Raw genomic sequence first — 18,889 nt, forward strand, 5'->3', positions numbered from 1 at the left:
TTTACTATGTCTAGTTAGCTTATCCATTACCTAGACACCTGATAGTAGGTTTAGTAAGTTCTTATCAATGAAAAAAATAGACAATAATTTTTCAGAACCAACTAAGCAGCAGTTGATTAATCTTGTAGAGCTCTATCAAGCTGGAAGATATGATGATGTTGAAAAACTATCATTGTCTATTACTAAAGAATTTCCCAAGCATCCTTTTGCCTGGAAAGTGCTTGCTGCAGTACTTAAACAAAATGGAAAGATAAATGATGCAGTAATTGTCAGTCAAAAATCTGTGAAGCTAAATCCAAAGGATCCTGAGGCTCACAAAAATTTGGGTATCCTATTGCATGAACAAAATAAATTAAAAGAATCTGAAGAAAGCTTTAAACAAGCTATATCATTAAAGCCAAACTATGCTGAAGCTTACAGTAACTTGGGTAATATACTACGAGAACAAATAAATTAAAAGAATCTGAAGAAAGCTTTAAACAAGCTATATCATTAAAGCCAAACTATGCTGAAGCTTACAGTAACTTGGGTAATACATTACAAGAACAAGGTAGGCTAAGAGAGGCTGAGGTAAGCTATAAAAAAGCAATTGAATTAAAACCTGATTTCGCAAACGCCTACAGTAACTTAGGTACCCTGCTTAAAGATATGGGAAGATTGAGTGAGTCGTGTTCAGCTTTAATTCAAGCAATAAATTTAAATCCACATTTTAGTGATGCATATGCAAATCTTGGTATAGCTATTAAAAATATTAAATTTAATTCATCAAATGTTAAGCTTTACCCAATATTAATAGAATTGTTAAATAAGGGAAATTTTGCACGCCCTGAGGATTTAGCTGGAAGTATTTGTGGTCTATTAAAGCATGATCCGCTGATCAAGAATTTACTAATTAAGAAAAATTTTCCTTCAAATATCGAAAAGGCAAATTTAATGATTAACAGTCTAGATAAACTTAAGCTTCTTCATCATTTAATGCGTGTATGTCCTCTTCCAGATCTTCAATTCGAAAGTTTGTTTGTAGAAATGCGAAATTTGCTTCTTTCAAATCTAGATAATATCGAGGAAACTCCTGAATTTATATATTTTTTATCTACTCTTTCTCTTCACTGTTTTACCAATGAATATGTCTACATTGAAAAAGATAAAGAGACTAAGCTGATTGAAGGATTAGAAACTGAAATTATGCAAACTATTGAGCAAAGAAATCAACCAGAAATCAAAAAAATATTGTGTCTAGCATCTTATCGACCATTACATCAATACAAATGGTGCAAAAAGTTAAACTGTCTTGATAATATAGAAGAAGTTAAGTTGAGATTGATTGAAGAACCTTATGCCGAAAGAGAAATAGTTAAAGAAATTCCTATTTTAGAAGAAATATCAGATGATATATCTCGAAAAGTAAGAGCACAGTACGAACAAAACCCTTATCCTAGATGGGTTAAAACAGGAATACCTTTAAAAACAAAATCAATATCTGAAGTTTGTGCAGAATTAAATCTTCATCTGCAAGCAGAAAATATAAAAAAAGTATCTTCCCCAGTTATACTTATTGCTGGTTGTGGTACTGGACAAACTTCGATAGGAACAGCATCTAGCTTTTCTGACTGCAAAGTCACTGCAGCAGATCTAAGTCTAGCAAGTATAGCATATGCTAAAAGGAAGACAAATGAGCTTGGAATAACTAACCTAGAATATTTGCAAGCTGATATATTGAAGCTACATAAGCTTGAGAAAAAATTTGATATCATTGATAGTGTAGGTGTTCTTCATCATATGGAAGAGCCAATGGCTGGGTGGAAAGTTCTTACAAATCTACTTAAGCCTGGTGGCTTGATGAGGATAGGTTTATATAGCGAATTAGCTAGACAAGAAATTGTGAAGATTCGAAAAGAAATAGCATTAAAAAAAGTGGGTACATCTGAGTCTGAAATTAGACAATATAGACAAAAATTAGCTTACTCGAATGATAAGGATCACAAACAATTAACTAAGTCTAGTGATTTTTATAGTCTCAGCACATTAAGAGACTTAATATTTCATGTACAAGAACATCGTTTTACAATCCCAGAGATTAAAAAATGTCTAGAAGAATTAGAACTAAAGTTCTGTGGATTTATAAATAAAGACACTATCTCAAATTTTAGAAAGTTTCATGGAGAAGATGCAAATATCTACGATCTGGAACAGTGGAATCAATTTGAGCAAAGTAATCCTCGAACTTTTGCTGTGATGTACCAATTTTGGTGTCAAAAGATATAAGTTAGGGAAAAAAGGCGCTTAAATTAAGCGCCTTTTATTAATAAAGATGACCTATTAATTCTTTTTAGATGGAGGAGTAGCTTCAGCTTTTGCTTCTTCTTCTTTTTCAGCTACTTTCTTTTCTTTTTCCAATTTTTCAGGATCTATTGGGTTTCCTTCTATTTTTTTAGAAATAACACCAGCTTTTTCCCTAATTGCCATTTCAATTTCTGCAGCAACTTTAGGATTTTGAGCTAGATAAGTCTTAGCATTCTCTCTACCTTGACCAATCTTCTCTCCTTTATAAGCATACCATGCTCCTGATTTTTCAATAATATCTGCTTTGGAACCAAGATCGACTAATTCACCCATCTTGCTAATTCCTCTTCCGTACATTAAATCAAATTCAACTACTTTAAATGGTGGAGCTACTTTATTTTTAACTACCTTCACTCTTGTTGAGTTACCAATAATTTCATCTTTATCTTTGATGGCACCAATTCTTCTAATATCCATTCTAACAGATGAATAAAACTTAAGTGCATTACCACCTGATGTAGTTTCTGGACTTCCAAACATAACTCCAATTTTCATTCTGATTTGGTTAATAAAAATCATCATTGTATTTGTGTTTGAAATTGAACTTGTTAATTTTCTTAACGCCTGACTCATTAACCTTGATTGAAGACCAACATGATGATCACCCATCTCACCTTCGATCTCAGCTTTTGGTGTTAAAGCTGCAACAGAGTCGATTACAATAACTGAAATAGAGCCTGATTTTACTAGCGTATCAGCGATTTCTAATGCTTGCTCACCAGCATCTGGCTGTGAAATTAAAAGTTCTTCAGTATTTACACCTAATTTTTTTGCATAAACTGGATCTAAAGCGTGCTCTGCATCAACGAATGCACAAATTCCACCAGCTTTTTGAGCTTCAGCAACAACTTGTAATGCTAACGTTGTTTTTCCAGACGACTCTGGTCCATAAACTTCAATAATTCTTCCTTTTGGTAATCCGCCTATACCTAAAGCTAAATCAAGACTTAAAGAACCTGTTGAAACAGACTCAATATCCATAGCTCTCTTTTGGCCAAGCTTCATTACAGAGCCTTTTCCAAAATTATCTGTAATTTGAGCTATTGCTGCATCTAATGCTTTGTTCTTTTCTTTAATATCCATTTCTTGATCTTTAGTAGATTTAACTACTTTTAGGTTACTTTTCGTCATTTTTTGCCTCTTTTTTTACGTTTTTTAACAGTCGAATCATGATTTAAATGTACACATTTTGTTCTCATTGGCAAGATCTTTGTTTTAATGGATAAAAAAAGATTGAATTACTTAAGATTTAAATAGTCGCTATTTAAAAGTCCTACTGATTTTAAAACTCTGTATTGAGCTAACAAGTAGCTTCTTTCAGCTTCAGCAAGATTAATTTTTGCGTTTATTAAGTTTGATCTAGATTGAAGAACATCAAAAGTAGATCTTCCAGATCCACTTTCATATTCAAAGCTAATTCCTTCAGTTGCAACTTCTGAAGCTTTAACTTGTGATTGCACAGCTTGTAAAAAACTTCTTGAAGATTGCAAAGTTGACCAAGAAGAAGTCACTGATTGTGTATTATTTTTCTGAGCATTCTCTAATAATAATCTTTTCATACCTTTAGCTTGAAGATTTTTGCTTACATTAGATTTATTTTTTCCACCAAATTGGAAAGGCCATGAAACAGTTGCTTGTAAAACATCCTTTTCTCTTTCATCATAAGTTGCACTTAAGTCATCGGTATAAGTTCTTTCTAAAGAAATTTTTGCTGTTGGTGAAAGATCAGATCTTGCAATTTTTACATCTAGCTCAGATTGTCCGTATTCTATTTCAGCAATAATTAACTCTGGGCTTTTCTCCAAAGATATTTTTTTAGCTTCACTTAGATTTTTAGGGATTGTCTCTTGAGCATTATATATTTTTTTTAATTTTGCTTCTTCTGCAATAGTTCCAATTACATTTTCGTAATTTAATCTACTAGTTACTATATTATTTTGAGCTTCAATATATCTTGCTTGTGCGCCTGCAAGAGAAGATTGAGATTGTGCCAAATCAGATGCTGTAATTTGCCCCCTACTTAATCTTGCATTATCTAATTCAAATTGTCTTTGAAGTAAGTTTACGTTTTCTTCATTAATATTTAATTTTTCATAAGCTAAAATTAAACCTGTATAAGCTTCAATAGCTCTTAAAAAAATTTCTTGTTCTTTTTTAATTAATTTTGCTTCTGTTAAATTTAATCCTAACTTACTTTTTTCATATTCTGTTTTTCTTCCACTACCATCAAGCAATGTTTGTTCAAGTTTAATTGAAGAAGTCATCGTATCAGTGTCAGTGATAGCAGCATCTCCTCCACTTTGATTTGTAAGTTTATTGGTATCCTCAAAATTTTTTGTACTAGAAAGAGTTAAGCTGGGTAACAAATCACTTCTAGACATGTTAATTACTTCTTGTTGAATTTCTAAATTTTTTCTTTCTGCTTGAAGTTCAAGATTATTGTCAAAAGTTTGTTTTAGCGCTTCTTTTAGAGTTGCTGAAAATGCACTCAATGGAAAAATAATTGTACAAAAGATGATTAATAAAATTTTTTTCATTTATTATATTTTATTGTCTTAATTTGATGGTTACTATTTAAATTTAAAATTATTGTAGAATATTTCGGAGCAAATTTAAACATGTTCTGCGTAATTCTTTGGTAAGTTTGCATAAAATTAATTACGTCTCCTTTACTCATTATTTTATGACTAGATTTATTTATAGTATTTAACCACAACTTGTGCTCTTGTTTTAGTCTCCATTTCTGAAGCAAACTGAAATTTTTAGCTTTTAGATAAATCAGGCAATTTAATTGAGAATATAGTTTTTTATATTTTGTCTTTAGTTGCTCGTTTACATATTTTCTCCAAATAAGTTTTTGGTCTTTAGTTCTTTCAAGTGAATTAATTGGTTTTTTAAGTGTTTTATTAATTTCAGCTCTTGCGCCAACACACCAACCTTCAAAAATTATTACATCTGGCTTCTCTTTAATATTATACCAATTTTTTTGAGGAGATCGGTCATCAACTGCCTTATTAAAACTAGGTAACCTTATTGATTTAAAGTTTTTACTTTTTGATTTTTTAAAAAAATCTAACATAAATTTTACATCATGTGTTCCTGGCACTCCTCTTGTCATCAACATAGGATGTACTTTATTGGATAAAATAGATCTTTCTTTTCTAGTTTTATAAAAATCATCAATAGAAATTTTGAATACTTTTAGTTTGAAATATTTTTCTAATATAATTTTTATGATTGAGCTTATTGTTGTCTTACCAGTTCCTTGTCCTCCAGCCAAACCAACAAAGTAAGGTTTTTTATTATTAGTTTTTTTTGCAATCCAAAAACACACTGGTATCAGAAAAGATTTAAGCATCTTATCTTTGTTACTAAATTTTTCTTTTGAGGTTTCTTGTGATTTAATAAATTTTAGACAATCACTTTTAACTTTTTTAAAACACTCAGCAGTAGATTGCATTGAACTTTTATTTTTCTTGATCCATTGGATGGTTTAAACCATCAAATTGAGCTATCTCTTTTATATCTTCAACTTTAACTTCATCGACACAACCTAAATTAAATCCAGTCATCGATGGTGCACTTCTTGGATTGTGATGAGTGTAAATTCCACATTCAGTACAGAAATAATGCTTAGCAACTTTTGTATGATATTGATAAAGTTTTATTTTATCTTCACCTTTGGTAAGTTTAAAATCCTCATTTTTAACCATACCCATTGTTGCATTTTTTCTTTTGCAAATTGAACAATTGCATCTAACAATTTTTGCTAATTCGTTAACTGTAGAATTAATTTCAGCTTCTACAGATCCACAATGACAACTTAGTTTCATATATCTCCTTAATTTAAGTTAAAATACTTTTTGCTGCAATCTTATTTCCATCTAAATCACGAACGTATGCATAATAATTTCCATCTTTTCTAACACCTGGTCCACCTTCATCTGTCGCTCCTTTTGATATTGCAACTTCATAAAATTTATCCACTGCTTCTTTAGTGTCGGCCAATAAAGTAGTTTGTGAACCATTTCCAAAAGTTGCAGGCTCACCATTTACAGGATGAGTTACGTAAAATTGAACTTTATCTGGATCACTTGAATGAGCATAACCCAAATACTTTTCTGTTTTTAAAATTCTTTTTAATTTTAAAGGTTTAAAAACAGCATCATAAAAGTCACCTGATTTTTGATGATCATTAGAACCAACCATGACAAAATCTAAAATATTCATAACTAAACTCAGAATTTATATATTTAAATAACCAACTTAAACTATCTATGGTTTAAGTTATCCACAAGTCCACAATATGTGGATTGGATGTTCACGTTTTGATTCACTTTTGATTCAGTTACAGACTCAAAATACAACCTATTGAGTGTATTCCATAAATAGTCTATAAAGTAGAACAAAACAAGAACATGAAACTAACAATCCCTTATTATTTACATAAAGCAGGCGCTGGTTTTCCTTCTCCTGCAACAGATTATATCGAAGAAGATATCGATCTAAACATGCATTTAATAAGAAATGTTCCAGCAACTTTCATCATCAGGGTTCAAGGTAAATCCATGGTTGATGTTGGTATTAATGATGGAGATTTATTGGTCGTTGATAAAAGTTTAAAACCAAAAAACTTTTCAACTGTGATTGCGAACGTTCATGATGAGCTTGTAGTTAAAACTTTAGTTCAAGAAAGAGATAAAAAATTTTTAACTTCTGGATCTAAAGAGTTTTCTGACAGAATTTTAATCAATGAAGAACAAGATGTTTTTATTTGGGGAGTAGTTACTTATGTCATCCACTCAGTATACTAAGAAAATAGCACTCGTTGATTGTAATTCTTTTTATGTTTCTTGTGAAAGATTATTCAATCCTAAAATAAGAAAAAAACCAGTTGTCGTTTTATCTAATAATGATGGCTGTATCATTTCAAGATCGAATGAAGCAAAAGCTTTAGGAATTAAAATGGGTGAACCTTATTTTAAAGCAAAAGATATTATTGTTAAAAATAATGTAAATGTTTTTTCATCAAACTATTCTTTATATGGAGATTTATCTAGAAGAGTGATGCGAACTCTTAAAAGATTTAATTCTGAAATAGAAGTTTATTCAATTGATGAAGCATTTTTAGACTTATCAAACTTTAAAGATCAAGATGTAGAAAAAGTTGGAAAAGAAATTAGAGAAACTATTTTACAATGGACTGGTATTCCAACAAGTATTGGGATCGCAAAAACAAAAACATTAAGTAAAGTTGCAAACCATATTGCAAAGAAAAAACAATCAGGGGTTACAAGTTTAATTGGAATAGATAATTTAGATCCTATTTTAGAAAAAGTTGAAATTAATGATGTTTGGGGTGTTGGTAGACAACTTACTAAATTTTATCAAAAGCATGGAATTTATAATGCCAAACAACTTAAGAATAAATCTAATACATGGATTAAGAAAAGTTCCAATGTTTTAAGTTCAAGAACAGCAATGGAGCTTAGAGGAATTCCTTGTATTGATTTAGAAACAACTACAACCAAAAGAAAGAGTTGTGTGGTTTCAAGATCATTTGGAAAAAGAATTGAAACGTTTCAAGAATTAAAAGAAGCAGTTGCAAACTATTGTTTAAATGCATCTGAAAAAATTAGATCAGAATCTTTAGTTGCAAAAGCAATTACGGTATTTGTAAGAACAAGTCCCTTTCATAGAAACTTTGGTTATTATTCAAATGCAAAGACGGTTGATTTTCCTATTGCAACAAACAATAGTATTGAAACAGTTAAAACAGCAGTTTCAATCCTTGAGAGCATATTTAAAAATGGTTATCGTTATCAAAAAGCAGGTGTGATGCTAACAGGTTTATCCAATGCAAATGACAAAACAAATTTATTTACATCTGAAAAGGATGAAAAAATAAACAGCTTAATGAGATCAATTGACAATACTAATCATCGATATGGAAGATCTACTTTAAGTGTTGCAAGCGCTGGAGTTCATAAAAAATGGAATATGCGAAGGCAGTATTCTTCTAAAATTGATACAGCTGATTTTTATTGTTTACCAACGATTAGAGCTTAAAAAAAAATTATTAGTTTATTTTACAAAAGTATCGTTAAATTGATTAGATACTCTTACAAAAGTAGTACATTTACTCAATTGTTTGAGAGATGGGGCCCCTACATAAGTACAGCTACTTCTGACACCACCAAGAATATTTAAAACTGTATCGTTTATTTTCCCTCTATATTTAACTCTAACTTTTCTTCCCTCACTACTTCTGTAATCTGCTAATCCACCGTAATGTTTTTTGTTAGCAACTTCTGAACTTGATCCATAAAATTCGATATATTTTGATCCATTTACTTTTACTATTTTACCTTTCCCTTCATCATGACCTGCTAACATCCCACCTAACATTACAAAATCTGCACCACCACCAAATCCTTTTGCAACATCACCAGGACATGTGCATCCTCCATCAGCGATGACATGGGCACCAAGACCGTGAGCTGCATCAGCACATTCAATTACTGCACTTAATTGTGGATACCCTACTCCTGTTTGAATTCTAGTAGTACAGACACTTCCTGGTCCTATTCCAACTTTTACTATGTCAGCACCACTTAAAACTAGTTCTTGTGTCATATCTGCAGTTACAACATTTCCTGCAATAATAGTTTTTGTTGGATATTTTTCTCTTACTGATTTGATAAAATTTGTAAAATGCTCTGAGTAACCATTTGCTACATCAATACAAATAAATTTGAAAAAACTAAATTCTTTCAAAACCTTATCTAAGTTTTGAAAATCCTCTTTTTTAATACCAACACTAAGTGCAATGTTTGGATAGATTTTTTTAATATTTTTATTTTGTTTTATTTTTTTTACATCATGTTGTTTTGTTAAACATGTGATCATTTGATGATCATTTAATTTTTCAGCAATACTTAATTCACCAACACCATCCATATTAGCTGCCATAATAGGAATACCTGACCACTCGTTTTTACTGTATTTAAATCTGTAAGTTCTAAGAAGATTTACGTCTTTTCGACTTTTTAATGTGCTTCTCTTAGGTCTGAATAATACATCAGAGTAATCTAGCTTAAGCTCTTCTTCAATTCTCATTAGTTAGAGGCTATAATTTATAAAATTATATTTCAATTCAAATTGTAGCCTGTGGATAAGTATTTATTTAAGCTTTAAAAAGCTTATCAGATAAGTTGTCTAACTTATCACCCCAGAATACATCTTTTTGAATTCTGTCAAATTCAACATCAAACACTGTAGACATTGCGGATGCATATACAGATCTTGCATCAATTGTTGAATTTAAATCTCTTCCTTCAAATAATTCTTTTTTCTTTAAGCCTGGCCAGTCTGTATGAACTTGAGCTTTTTTTAATAGTCCCCCAGCCATTAAAATTGCTGAGCCATATCCATGCTCTGTACCATTACTTCCATTTTGTTTAATGGTTCTCCCAAATTCAGTAAGCGTAACTATTAGAGTGTTATCAAATGCTTCCTTTGACATTGATTGTTTTAATCCTTTTACAATTCTGTCGTAGTCATTAAGACAATCTGCGTGAGCTCCGTTAGTTCCTCCTTGAGCAGCATGCGTATCAAATCCATCAACTTCAAATACAGCTACTCGAGGGCCATTAGTTTTGGATAATTGCTCCCCAGCATTTGATGCGAGAGACCAATTTTCTCTACTTCCCAAATTTTTAAGATCTCTATTCATTACAATTTTTAAATTTTCTCCCAATAATCTCTCATCATGATCTTTGAATGCTTGTTCAATTAATCCCAATGTCATTTTAGATGGAAGTCTATCTCCTACTGGATAATAATTATTATTCATAGGTACGCCTCTAATTAATAATGGCATGGGTAATGCTAAAGCTAAACCTTCACCTGTAAGACCTGCTATTTTCATTCCCCTGCCAAGCCAACCTGTTTTTTCTTGGTAAGGAATTTTTCCACCAGACTCCATTAAGTTTTGACCATCAAAATGTGATCTACCAGTATATGGAATATTTGTTGCATGAACTGCTGCACCTAGATCTTGATCCCACAATGATTTGAAAGTTGTTAATGAGGGATGTAAATCAAAATCACTTGTTAGTTCCAAAGTTCTATCAAGATTGATTTTACTTCTTAGTTTTTCAAATTTTTTATCATTTTTAATTGGAATAGCGCACAATCCGTCCATTCCGCCTCTTAACATTATTACTACTAAATTTTTTTTAATTTTATTATTAGCTAATGTTGGAACACCAAAACCTGCAAAATATAAGGATGTTAACGCAGTAGTTTTTAAAAAATTTCTTCTATTTATCTTCATGCTTTTAAAAACTCCGGATGATTAAACAACAATACATTTCTTTCACTTGATCTTCTTAACATATTTTTAAAGACATAGTCTGATATCTTTCCAGGATTATCAAAATTATTATTTATAATTTTTTCATAAAAATCTTTGTTATCATTCCCAGATTTTAGAAAATCATGGCTTCTATCTGCAAAAACCAATCTTCTAATTAATAATTCTGGAGACATCCAATCATCTGAATGTTCAGACCATCCGTTAGGCTGTTTAGCTCTGTATGGATGATTTCCAATATTTCTTAAAACTCTTTCAGGCAATCTCATTGTTTTAACTGCTATATCTCCCAATTCATATGTATCCATTAATTCTGGTTTAGGTGGCCAATTTAAATCTGCAGTTTTTGCCACCTGAATAAACCAATTTTCAGGGGTCTGAAATTTTTTATATTTATCATTGTATTTAAAAGCAACCTTTATAGCTGCCTTATGAATTTCAGGTATATGACCATCTGATTTTTTAAATGCATCAATAATTGGTTGCTTCATCTCTTTAGTTGGTTCATCAGTAATTAAGAATCTGCAAAGCCTTTCAGCAACAAAATCTCTACAATTTGGATGATTAACTAAATCTTTAATTACAACTGCTAATGTTTTTCTTCCTTTTTTATATTCTACTCCTAAGACATTTTTTTTACCAGGTTGATGATATTCAGAATTAAACCAAACATTACCTGTTTCTAATTTTTTCTTACTCCAACGTTGCTGCCATCCTGTCATTATATAAGCTAACTGAATTACATCTTCTTGAGAATAGCCTGCTTTTGGAGACACTGTGTGAAGTTCCAATAACTCTCTTGCATGATTTTCATTAATTGTTGCTGGCCTTTTCTTTTTTCGTCTCCAATCTTGACTAGCAGTAACACTTTTTGGACCTGCATTTTCACTGTTATCTAGATGATGTATCATTGCCCAAGATGTTGTTACGTCATAAACCATTTTTTCAAAGGACTGATTTAAATTCGGCCAAATTGTTTCTCTTTGATATGCACCTGTTGAGTAATTAGCTAAAAAATCTTTTTCACTGATTGCAAAAAAGTTTCCCCAAAACATCCAAAGTTTAGCTAAGACAGGATTTTTACTATTTATCGCTTCATTGTGTCTGATAGCAATTTCTAAGGACTCCCAAAAATATTGACCCGTATCATGTCTTAATTTTTTTTTATGAGCCTTGTAAAGATTTTTATTATCTTTGTATTTTTTTCTTAAAACTTCTCTATCACCGTAAACCCAGTCTCTATAATGACCTCTCAATTCTTTTTCTGTAAGAATTTTTCCTGTCCATGAAAATTCCGGAATTTCATCTAATTGATTTAGAGCCCAACTTAATGGATCAGAAGGAACTTCCTCATTTGGACCTATTCCAAATGCAACTTTTCGAAAAAAGTTTTTCATAATGTTACAATATTACAATTATTTTATTTTATCAATATCGTGGATGTTTGTTAAGGAATTATTAAATTCTTCAATATTTTCTCTTAAAGCTAAACTAGAAATTGAATAAATCATTATTAATAATAAAACTAAAGGTAATGAAGTTACAATTGACGCATTACTTTTGATTAACAAAATATAAAAAACAATAAATAAAGCTGAACGAATTAAAACTGTTTTTCTAAACACACTTATTATTGAAAGAGAGTGTTTTAATAAATTAAAAAAACTCATTTGAGATGGACCAAAATATCTTTTGCCTCTAATTGATGGAGAAGAAATTAAATCTTTTTCAATTTTTTTCAGTGATCCAGAAAAACTATTCCAAGTAGATTTTTCATCTAACATTTTTTTTACAGTTGCTTTTGAAAGACATGTAAAATTACCAAATTTAATGGATTTCCCTGTAAATGCTAAAGTTAAAAATTTGTGAAATTGATAGCATAATTTAAAGAATATACTTTCTGATCTTCTAACCCTTTCACCAACTATAGATCTGTCTCCAGCTTCCTTTGATAATTCGACAAAGTTTTTAATTTCTTCTGGTCTATCCTCGCCATCTCCATCCATTGGAATGACATAATCAAATTCCTTTTTGTCATAGATATATTTTAAACCTGAAGCAATGCATCTTGCATGACCTCTATTTTCTTTCATATTGATAATTTCAATTGAATGAATGTTTTCAACATTTGGGTATTCATCAATGATTTGTTGTGACGAAGCATCATTAATCACCACTAAAGATATTTCAGAATTTAAATCTTTTATCTCATGATTAATATTTTCAATTAATAGCTTCAAAGACTCGCGGTCATTGTAAACAGGTACTAAAATTACATATTTCATAGATTATCTTGATCCAACACAGATACTATCAAGACACATATAATCTTTCAATTGATCAAGTTTCTCTCTTTGAACTAAACCTTCCCAAACTGGTCTGGATTTTAAATGATAAGATAAATTGCCTGCGTTCCATTCATCTCCAAGAACAACATTTATCTTAGAGCTAAATTGTTGATCCCAAGCATATTGAGTTTTCATCGCAATTTCTTTACCTGGATAGTCTGTTCTCTTGTCGTCTTTTGAGATTGAAACATAAGCGTACAAAACAGGTGATAAAAAGAAAAAAAATAAAAACCCAATCATAAAAGGTTTTAATTTTTTCAAATTTATTTGAGATTGAAATAAATAAACAATTAATGTTCCAAAGGATAAATAAAATGGTGTCATCCACATTGTTCTAATTTTTGATCCTGTTATCAAAGATGTTAAAAACATCAGAACAATCGGTAAAATATTGATTGCCAACAAAAATAATAAATTTTTATCTTTGAAATTAATTTTATATTTAAGTTTTTTGATCAATAACAAAGTCAAAATTATAAATGGAACTAATATACCAATTTGTTTTCCTAAAAATATTAATGGATATTTTATGTGATCAATGAAACTTGATTGCTCTAAACCTGTTCTTGCAAGTCCATAAGTAATTGTAATGAATTCATTATTATTAAGCCAAATTAAGTGAGGAACTAAAGCAATTATAAAGACTTCTATTGTAATCAAATATTTAAAATCAAACTTTCTTTCTTTTTTTAAAATTAAATAAATAAATAAAAGTGAAATAGATACTAATAAGTAAATGAACAAATATTTTGATAAAAACCCTAATGCACCAAACAAACCTATTAAAAAGCAATCCCAAAATTTAATATTTTTACCACTATAAATTTTCCAAGAATAATATGCTGTTAATGACCAAAAAGGTAATTGGCATACATTTACGTTAAACTCAGGTGTGGTAAAATTATAAAAATAAATTGTTTCAACTAGTAAAACTGAGATTAAACCAAGAAATTTATTCTTAAGTATTTTATTTGAAAGTTTGAATACATAATAAAATGAAATAATTACAAAAATTTGGCTTAGCAAGTAATATGACCAATCCTGTGAACCAAAAATTTGAAAAAAAACTTCTGAAAAAAAAGCACTCATAGGAGGATGCTTATTAAAACCCCAATCTAAATTACTTCCCCAAGCTAGAGCCTCAATTGTATCTAAGGGTAAATTGTGATTTGTAAGAGTTGGAATCAAGGTCCAGAAAATTAGATGAGAAGTAACAAAAATATAAAAAAGATTATCTATATTTTTGTTATTAATGGTCATTAAGTAAATATTTATAACAATTAAGCTTGCTTGACACCCCTATTTTGCTGAATATACTCCGACCATTCAAAATTACGCTATGCCAAAGACTGCTAAAGCAAAGAAAAAAGTTTCTAAACCAAAAGCAAAAGTTGCAAGTAAGCCAAAGAAAACTGTGGCTTCGCCGGCTAAAAAAGTTCCTATAAAAATTTCAAAAACTTACGTTCCAAAAGAAACTGAAAAATATATGTGCGAAAAACATAAAGTATTTTTTAGAATGAGATTAAATGAATGGAAGAAAGAATTAATTAAATCAAACAATGAAGCGCTATACAATGGAAGTATGGATGACAACAATATTTCAGCAGATCTAGTAGATCAAGCAAGTTCATACATTGATAAAAATGTAGAGATGAAAGCAATTAACAGACAAATTAAGTTAATTTCTGAAATCGATAAAGCTTTAAGAAGAATTATGGACGATACTTATGGGTATTGTTTAGATACAGCTGAACCAATTGGTTTAAAAAGATTAATGGCAAGACCTGTTGCTAAATACACTATCGCTGCACAAGAAAAGCATGAAAAAGAAGAAAAAGTTCATGTGGATGATTAATTAAGGTTTTGGAATTTTTGCCTCTTTATCCATAAAGGCATATCCTTTTATAACAGCCTCACGTTCAGAAATTTTTTGATACCATCTAGATAAATTTTGATAATTTTTTAATCCAATATCATGCCATTCATGTCTTGCTAACCAGGGCCAAGTTGCAATATCAGCAATGGTATAATCATCTCCAGCTAAAAACTTAGAATCTTTTAATCTTGTATCTAATTCTCCATAAATTCTTTTAGCAATTTTAAAATATCTTTGTTCACCAAATTCACTTTTTCCAGGATTATAATGATGAAACTGGTGATGCTGACCAATCATTGGACCAATAGTTCCCATTTGAGCCATCAACCATTGATTAATCACTAATCGATCTTTTTCGTTATAAAACTTTCCACTTTTTTCACCCAGGTACATCAATATTGCACCAGACTCGAAAATACTTTTACTATTTTCATGATCAGTAATTACAGGAATTTTGCCAAATGGACTTATCTTTAAAAAATCTGGATTAAATTGTTCGTCGTTTCCTATGTCAATCTTGGTTACTTTGTATTCATAACCAATTTCTTCTAGCATAATACCAATCTTCCAGCCATTTGGAGTGTTGGCAGAAAATAATTCTATCATTTTTTTACACCAAGTCTCTCTTGAGCAGCCTTTGATGTGGTTGTGAATTCAAATCTTAATTTTTCGTCTGGTCTTGCATACTTAAAACAACCTCGAGCAGCAAGAGCTCCTTCGTGGAAACCTGAAAGAATTAATTTTAATTTGCCTGGATAAGAACAAATATCGCCAATTGCAAATATACCATCAACATTAGTCTCAAAGTTTTCAGTATTTACTTCAACTGTTTTTTTATTGATTTTTAATCCCCAATTTAAAATGGGACCAAGTTGCATAATTAAACCAAAAAAACCAAGAACATAATCAGATTGTAATTCTTTAATTTCTCCTTCATCATGTTTTATTTTCACTGAATTAATTTGATTGTCTCCGTTAACAGAGTCCATTTGATACTTAGTGTATAAATTTAATTTTCCCTGATCGTTTAATTCTTTTACTTTTTGAACACTAGATTCAGCTCCACTAAATCCATCACGTCTATGAATTAAATTTACTTTAGAAGTATTTGATAATTCAATTGCCCAATCTAAAGCTGAGTCTCCTCCACCAAATATTGAGATAGTTTTGTCTTTAAAAATTGTTTTATCTTTAATTGAATAAAATAATGAGGACCCTTCAAATTTTTCACATTCTTTAACTGGAAATTTTCTAGGCTCAAAAGATCCAACCCCACCAGCAATAATAATTGCAGCTACATCAAACTCTTTGTTTCCACTTGTTTTGACATGCCAACGATTTTCAACTTTTTTTAATTCCTCAACTCTTTCGTTTAAATGAAATTTTACATTAAAAGGTTTTATTTGTTGGAGGAGATTATTTGTTAATTCTTCACCAGTACATTCTGGGACGGCCGGAATATCATAAATAGGTTTGTCAGGATAAAGTTCGATACACTGTCCACCTGCTTTATCAAGATTATCAACTATTTCACATTGAAGTCCTATAATTCCAAGTTGATGAGCACAGAACAAACCAGTTGGTCCTGCTCCAATAATTAACACATCTGTTTTATTCATCTAAGCTTGCTTTTCTGGAATAGTAACTTCTAATCCATCTAATTCATCTGAAACAATCAATTGACAACTTAATCTACTATTTTGTTTTGGTTCATATGCCATATCCAACATATCTTCTTCACCGTCTTCTTTAATTGGAAGTTTATCTAACCAGTCTTCTTTTACATATACATGACAAGTAGCACATGCCATTCCGCCTCCACAATCAGCATCAATTCCAGGAATATCGTTTTGAACTGCCCCTTCCATTACTGTTAATCCATTTTGAACATCAATGGTGTTAGTTTTGCTATCGTGAGTGTGGTAAGTAATTTTTGCCATGCGTTATATATAAGTTCTTATCTAAATTGAGCAAGTAAGTAAAAACATACTTAACAAGATTTATGCATTTTGAGGTTCTGGCACTTCCTTTTTGAAAAAATAGCTAGTATCCTCTGTTTGCTTCATTATAGCTGGTAAAATTTCTTTGTAGGCATCAATTAAACCATCATTTGTTCTTGGTAATTGATCTTTAATATGATGATGAAGTTTATCTAAGTTATAAGATGGAACTGTTGGAAACATGTGATGTGTTACATGATATTCCATTTTCCAATATAAAAAGCTTAAAATAGGATTTAGATACATTTCTCTTGTAGTGTATCTGTGATCTTTAATATTTCTTGCTAATCCAGCATGTTGAGTAAAAGAAACTAGTTTGTGTAAAGTTCTTCCATAAAATTTTGGTAATAAAAAAAATAAAACTGGTAACCAAGATGATGCAATTAAAGACCACAATATAATAGCAATCCAAATTGCAACAAAAACTCTAGAATTAAAAATAACTTTTGATTGAGCGTTTTCAGGAATGCAGTCTTGCATTACTTTTGTTTTTACACCGAATGCATGTTGAATAATTTCGTAAGCTATACTTTTTTTAAAATAAACAAGTTCCATAAATGGAATTAAATTCATTAATAAATTTTTTGGAGTATCTTTTAAATTATTTCCATATTCAATTTCATGATCAAATGGATTTTCTGTTGAATATGTATTTCCGTGATGAACAAAGTGTGTGTATCTCCATCTTAATGGTTCAAAATTAGAAAGATAAGAAGAGATATAGTAAAAAAATTCATTTAAAGATTTTGATTTAAACGCAGTTTTGTGACCTGTCTCATGCCACAATGGATTTGAAAAACCATAAATGTTTCCATAAACCAAAAACCAAAAAGCAGACCACCACGTGCCCCAAGTTATATATGCCAAAGTTCCTGTTATTAATAACAATCCAAAAAAAACTGAAACATGTTGAAGACCTTTAACATCAGATTTTTTTGAAAGCTCTTTAAGAACCTCTATATCAACCTGGCATTTGTGCCATTTTTCTAATTTTACATCCATAATTATAAATATGTATAATAACTATACATATTTTTACATAAGGCAAAAAAAAAGGGCAAGTACAAAATTGTACCTGCCCTTTTTAAATTTTAAGTAAAACTACTACTTAGCTCTACCAGGTTGTTGCATAGCTGCTGCCCAAATGATCAGACCGAAAGCGATCTTGTTCAAGAAGTCAGCTGCGTTGTAAATCACGTTTAGTGAGTTAGCATCTACACCACCTGTTAGGTAACCAAAAATGTAACCTAATGGGTAAATCGCCCAACCTACAGTAACGATCATTCTCATTGCACCAAAAGCAGTTACAAGTGCTTTGTTACCACTTTTCGCCGCTCTCTTACCTGCTTCACCAGAGAATACTTCATATAAGATGTATACCCAACCAGCCATACCGATTATGAAACCAAGTGTAGCGTTGATGTATCCAGCTTCTCCTAAGTATCCACCTACTAGCATTACTAATGTACCAATCATTAGTCTCCAGAAAATTCCAGAGTCTGATTTGTTTACTGCTGATAGAACAAAATAGAATTCTAACATCAATAATGGCACTGTAATTAACCAGTCAATGTATCTGTATACAGTTGGTGAGTCACCAGTAGCGATCCATACATCTCTCATGTACATGTAGTGTACGAATGCAATACCAGTTACTAGACCAGCAACTGTCATTGAAACTCTCCATCCAGCTGGAACTGAACTTCTTTCTAAGAAAAAGAATACAGTAGCAGCTAAACAAGCCATAGATACTAACCAAAACGAAATACCTACGAAATCGTCTTGAGCCAGCATAGCTGTTTCAGCGTTTGCAACACCAGTTACTCCCATAAGAGCAACAACTGTAAGAGCAAACAATTTAAGTTTTTTCATAAAAAACTCCCTCTTCGTTAGTTTTTATTTATTTAGTTTATATAAACTAGACTTAAGTAACCCTAAGCCAAAG

The 18,889-nt window shown here is 30.7% G+C and carries 20 protein-coding genes; 5 read left to right on the forward strand and 15 right to left on the reverse strand.

What is annotated here, in order from left to right:
- Positions 1 to 67 precede the first annotated feature (67 nt).
- Together ACTTA6_RS04505 and ACTTA6_RS04510 are read left to right on the forward strand one after the other, a co-directional pair.
- Positions 68 to 457 carry a tetratricopeptide repeat protein gene (locus ACTTA6_RS04505; RefSeq protein WP_440680385.1) on the forward strand — a complete coding sequence of 130 codons (390 nt, stop codon included), beginning with the start codon at positions 68 to 70 and terminating at the stop codon, positions 455 to 457.
- A gap of 29 nt (positions 458 to 486) precedes the next feature.
- A complete protein-coding gene (locus ACTTA6_RS04510; protein WP_440680407.1) occupies positions 487 to 2,265 on the forward strand; it encodes a tetratricopeptide repeat protein in 1,779 nt (592 codons plus the stop codon).
- A 54-nt stretch (positions 2,266 to 2,319) separates the two neighbouring features.
- Here ACTTA6_RS04510 and recA read toward each other — a convergent pair whose 3' ends face one another.
- The 5 genes from recA to ACTTA6_RS04535 all read right to left on the reverse strand — a co-directional run bounded on the left by recA (position 2,320) and on the right by ACTTA6_RS04535 (position 6,573).
- Positions 2,320 to 3,474: a recombinase RecA gene (gene recA / locus ACTTA6_RS04515; RefSeq protein WP_440613910.1), complete on the reverse strand. Its 1,155-nt coding sequence runs from the start codon at positions 3,472 to 3,474 to the stop codon at positions 2,320 to 2,322.
- A 107-nt stretch (positions 3,475 to 3,581) separates the two neighbouring features.
- Complete coding sequence (locus tag ACTTA6_RS04520) at positions 3,582 to 4,880, reverse strand: TolC family protein (protein ID WP_440613909.1); 1,299 nt, start codon at positions 4,878 to 4,880, stop codon at positions 3,582 to 3,584.
- Positions 4,877 to 5,803 carry a uridine kinase gene (locus ACTTA6_RS04525; RefSeq protein ID WP_440613908.1) on the reverse strand — a complete coding sequence of 309 codons (927 nt, stop codon included), beginning with the start codon at positions 5,801 to 5,803 and terminating at the stop codon, positions 4,877 to 4,879. Before ACTTA6_RS04525 ends, ACTTA6_RS04520 begins: the two co-directional genes overlap by 4 nt.
- A 7-nt stretch (positions 5,804 to 5,810) precedes the next feature.
- On the reverse strand, positions 5,811 to 6,176 hold the full coding sequence (locus ACTTA6_RS04530) for a GFA family protein (RefSeq protein WP_440613907.1): 366 nt from the start codon (positions 6,174 to 6,176) through the stop codon (positions 5,811 to 5,813).
- A gap of 13 nt (positions 6,177 to 6,189) precedes the next feature.
- Positions 6,190 to 6,573, reverse strand: coding sequence for a VOC family protein (locus tag ACTTA6_RS04535; RefSeq protein ID WP_440613906.1), 384 nt, complete (start codon positions 6,571 to 6,573; stop codon positions 6,190 to 6,192).
- A 188-nt stretch (positions 6,574 to 6,761) separates the two neighbouring features.
- Here ACTTA6_RS04535 and ACTTA6_RS04540 point away from each other — a divergent pair, with 188 nt between their 5' ends.
- On the forward strand, positions 6,762 to 7,157 hold the full coding sequence (locus tag ACTTA6_RS04540) for a LexA family protein (RefSeq protein ID WP_075506508.1): 396 nt from the start codon (positions 6,762 to 6,764) through the stop codon (positions 7,155 to 7,157).
- Entirely contained in the window at positions 7,135 to 8,412 is a 1,278-nt protein-coding gene (locus ACTTA6_RS04545; RefSeq protein ID WP_440613905.1) for a Y-family DNA polymerase, read from the forward strand. The genes ACTTA6_RS04540 and ACTTA6_RS04545 overlap by 23 nt, the downstream gene beginning before the upstream one ends.
- Positions 8,413 to 8,427: 15 nt before the next feature.
- Here the strand turns inward: ACTTA6_RS04545 and ACTTA6_RS04550 are convergent, their stop codons facing one another.
- The 5 genes from ACTTA6_RS04550 to ACTTA6_RS04570 all read right to left on the reverse strand — a co-directional run bounded on the left by ACTTA6_RS04550 (position 8,428) and on the right by ACTTA6_RS04570 (position 14,328).
- On the reverse strand, positions 8,428 to 9,462 hold the full coding sequence (locus tag ACTTA6_RS04550) for a GMP reductase (protein WP_440613904.1): 1,035 nt from the start codon (positions 9,460 to 9,462) through the stop codon (positions 8,428 to 8,430).
- 67 nt (positions 9,463 to 9,529) lie between these two features.
- The gene (locus ACTTA6_RS04555; protein WP_440613903.1) at positions 9,530 to 10,681 is read right to left on the reverse strand and encodes a DUF1501 domain-containing protein; all 1,152 of its coding nucleotides are present in this window, start codon (positions 10,679 to 10,681) and stop codon (positions 9,530 to 9,532) included.
- Entirely contained in the window at positions 10,678 to 12,117 is a 1,440-nt protein-coding gene (locus ACTTA6_RS04560) for a DUF1800 family protein (protein ID WP_440613902.1), read from the reverse strand. The genes ACTTA6_RS04555 and ACTTA6_RS04560 overlap by 4 nt, the downstream gene beginning before the upstream one ends.
- 18 nt (positions 12,118 to 12,135) lie before the next feature.
- A complete protein-coding gene (locus tag ACTTA6_RS04565; RefSeq protein ID WP_440613901.1) occupies positions 12,136 to 13,005 on the reverse strand; it encodes a glycosyltransferase in 870 nt (289 codons plus the stop codon).
- 3 nt (positions 13,006 to 13,008) lie between these two features.
- Positions 13,009 to 14,328, reverse strand: a complete 1,320-nt coding sequence (locus tag ACTTA6_RS04570; RefSeq protein ID WP_440613900.1) for a glycosyltransferase family 39 protein — start codon at positions 14,326 to 14,328, stop codon at positions 13,009 to 13,011.
- A 79-nt stretch (positions 14,329 to 14,407) separates the two neighbouring features.
- On the opposite strand from ACTTA6_RS04570, the gene ACTTA6_RS04575 reads away from it, so the two are divergent.
- Positions 14,408 to 14,923 (forward strand): TraR/DksA family transcriptional regulator, encoded by a 516-nt coding sequence (locus ACTTA6_RS04575; RefSeq protein ID WP_262589647.1) that lies wholly within the window; start codon positions 14,408 to 14,410, stop codon positions 14,921 to 14,923.
- Here ACTTA6_RS04575 and ACTTA6_RS04580 read toward each other — a convergent pair whose 3' ends face one another.
- From ACTTA6_RS04580 to ACTTA6_RS04600, 5 genes are all read right to left on the reverse strand, one after another.
- Entirely contained in the window at positions 14,924 to 15,550 is a 627-nt protein-coding gene (locus tag ACTTA6_RS04580; RefSeq protein WP_440613899.1) for a glutathione S-transferase family protein, read from the reverse strand.
- Positions 15,547 to 16,563: an NAD(P)/FAD-dependent oxidoreductase gene (locus ACTTA6_RS04585; protein ID WP_440613898.1), complete on the reverse strand. Its 1,017-nt coding sequence runs from the start codon at positions 16,561 to 16,563 to the stop codon at positions 15,547 to 15,549. Before ACTTA6_RS04585 ends, ACTTA6_RS04580 begins: the two co-directional genes overlap by 4 nt.
- Entirely contained in the window at positions 16,564 to 16,884 is a 321-nt protein-coding gene (locus tag ACTTA6_RS04590; RefSeq protein WP_440613897.1) for a 2Fe-2S iron-sulfur cluster-binding protein, read from the reverse strand.
- A gap of 60 nt (positions 16,885 to 16,944) precedes the next feature.
- Complete coding sequence (locus ACTTA6_RS04595; RefSeq protein ID WP_440613896.1) at positions 16,945 to 17,946, reverse strand: fatty acid desaturase; 1,002 nt, start codon at positions 17,944 to 17,946, stop codon at positions 16,945 to 16,947.
- A 102-nt stretch (positions 17,947 to 18,048) separates the two neighbouring features.
- Positions 18,049 to 18,816: a bacteriorhodopsin-like gene (locus ACTTA6_RS04600; protein WP_440613895.1), complete on the reverse strand. Its 768-nt coding sequence runs from the start codon at positions 18,814 to 18,816 to the stop codon at positions 18,049 to 18,051.
- Positions 18,817 to 18,889: the final 73 nt, after the last annotated feature.

This window comes from Candidatus Pelagibacter sp. HIMB1636 (assembly GCF_052047675.1).
Lineage (GTDB): Bacteria > Pseudomonadota > Alphaproteobacteria > Pelagibacterales > Pelagibacteraceae > Pelagibacter.

Excerpts from the sequence above, each read along its gene's own strand:
- ACTTA6_RS04505 (WP_440680385.1), top strand. The coding sequence starts at position 68 with ATGAAAAAAATAGACAATAATTTTTCAGAACCAACTAAGCAGCAGTTG.
- recA (WP_440613910.1), bottom strand. The coding sequence starts at position 3,474 with ATGACGAAAAGTAACCTAAAAGTAGTTAAATCTACTAAAGATCAAGAA.
- ACTTA6_RS04520 (WP_440613909.1), bottom strand. The coding sequence starts at position 4,880 with ATGAAAAAAATTTTATTAATCATCTTTTGTACAATTATTTTTCCATTG.
- ACTTA6_RS04525 (WP_440613908.1), bottom strand. The coding sequence starts at position 5,803 with ATGCAATCTACTGCTGAGTGTTTTAAAAAAGTTAAAAGTGATTGTCTA.
- ACTTA6_RS04530 (WP_440613907.1), bottom strand. The coding sequence starts at position 6,176 with ATGAAACTAAGTTGTCATTGTGGATCTGTAGAAGCTGAAATTAATTCT.
- ACTTA6_RS04535 (WP_440613906.1), bottom strand. The coding sequence starts at position 6,573 with ATGAATATTTTAGATTTTGTCATGGTTGGTTCTAATGATCATCAAAAA.
- ACTTA6_RS04540 (WP_075506508.1), top strand. The coding sequence starts at position 6,762 with ATGAAACTAACAATCCCTTATTATTTACATAAAGCAGGCGCTGGTTTT.
- ACTTA6_RS04545 (WP_440613905.1), top strand. The coding sequence starts at position 7,135 with ATGTCATCCACTCAGTATACTAAGAAAATAGCACTCGTTGATTGTAAT.
- ACTTA6_RS04550 (WP_440613904.1), bottom strand. The coding sequence starts at position 9,462 with ATGAGAATTGAAGAAGAGCTTAAGCTAGATTACTCTGATGTATTATTC.
- ACTTA6_RS04555 (WP_440613903.1), bottom strand. The coding sequence starts at position 10,681 with ATGAAGATAAATAGAAGAAATTTTTTAAAAACTACTGCGTTAACATCC.
- ACTTA6_RS04560 (WP_440613902.1), bottom strand. The coding sequence starts at position 12,117 with ATGAAAAACTTTTTTCGAAAAGTTGCATTTGGAATAGGTCCAAATGAG.
- ACTTA6_RS04565 (WP_440613901.1), bottom strand. The coding sequence starts at position 13,005 with ATGAAATATGTAATTTTAGTACCTGTTTACAATGACCGCGAGTCTTTG.
- ACTTA6_RS04570 (WP_440613900.1), bottom strand. The coding sequence starts at position 14,328 with ATGACCATTAATAACAAAAATATAGATAATCTTTTTTATATTTTTGTT.
- ACTTA6_RS04575 (WP_262589647.1), top strand. The coding sequence starts at position 14,408 with ATGCCAAAGACTGCTAAAGCAAAGAAAAAAGTTTCTAAACCAAAAGCA.
- ACTTA6_RS04580 (WP_440613899.1), bottom strand. The coding sequence starts at position 15,550 with ATGATAGAATTATTTTCTGCCAACACTCCAAATGGCTGGAAGATTGGT.
- ACTTA6_RS04585 (WP_440613898.1), bottom strand. The coding sequence starts at position 16,563 with ATGAATAAAACAGATGTGTTAATTATTGGAGCAGGACCAACTGGTTTG.
- ACTTA6_RS04590 (WP_440613897.1), bottom strand. The coding sequence starts at position 16,884 with ATGGCAAAAATTACTTACCACACTCACGATAGCAAAACTAACACCATT.
- ACTTA6_RS04595 (WP_440613896.1), bottom strand. The coding sequence starts at position 17,946 with ATGGATGTAAAATTAGAAAAATGGCACAAATGCCAGGTTGATATAGAG.
- ACTTA6_RS04600 (WP_440613895.1), bottom strand. The coding sequence starts at position 18,816 with ATGAAAAAACTTAAATTGTTTGCTCTTACAGTTGTTGCTCTTATGGGA.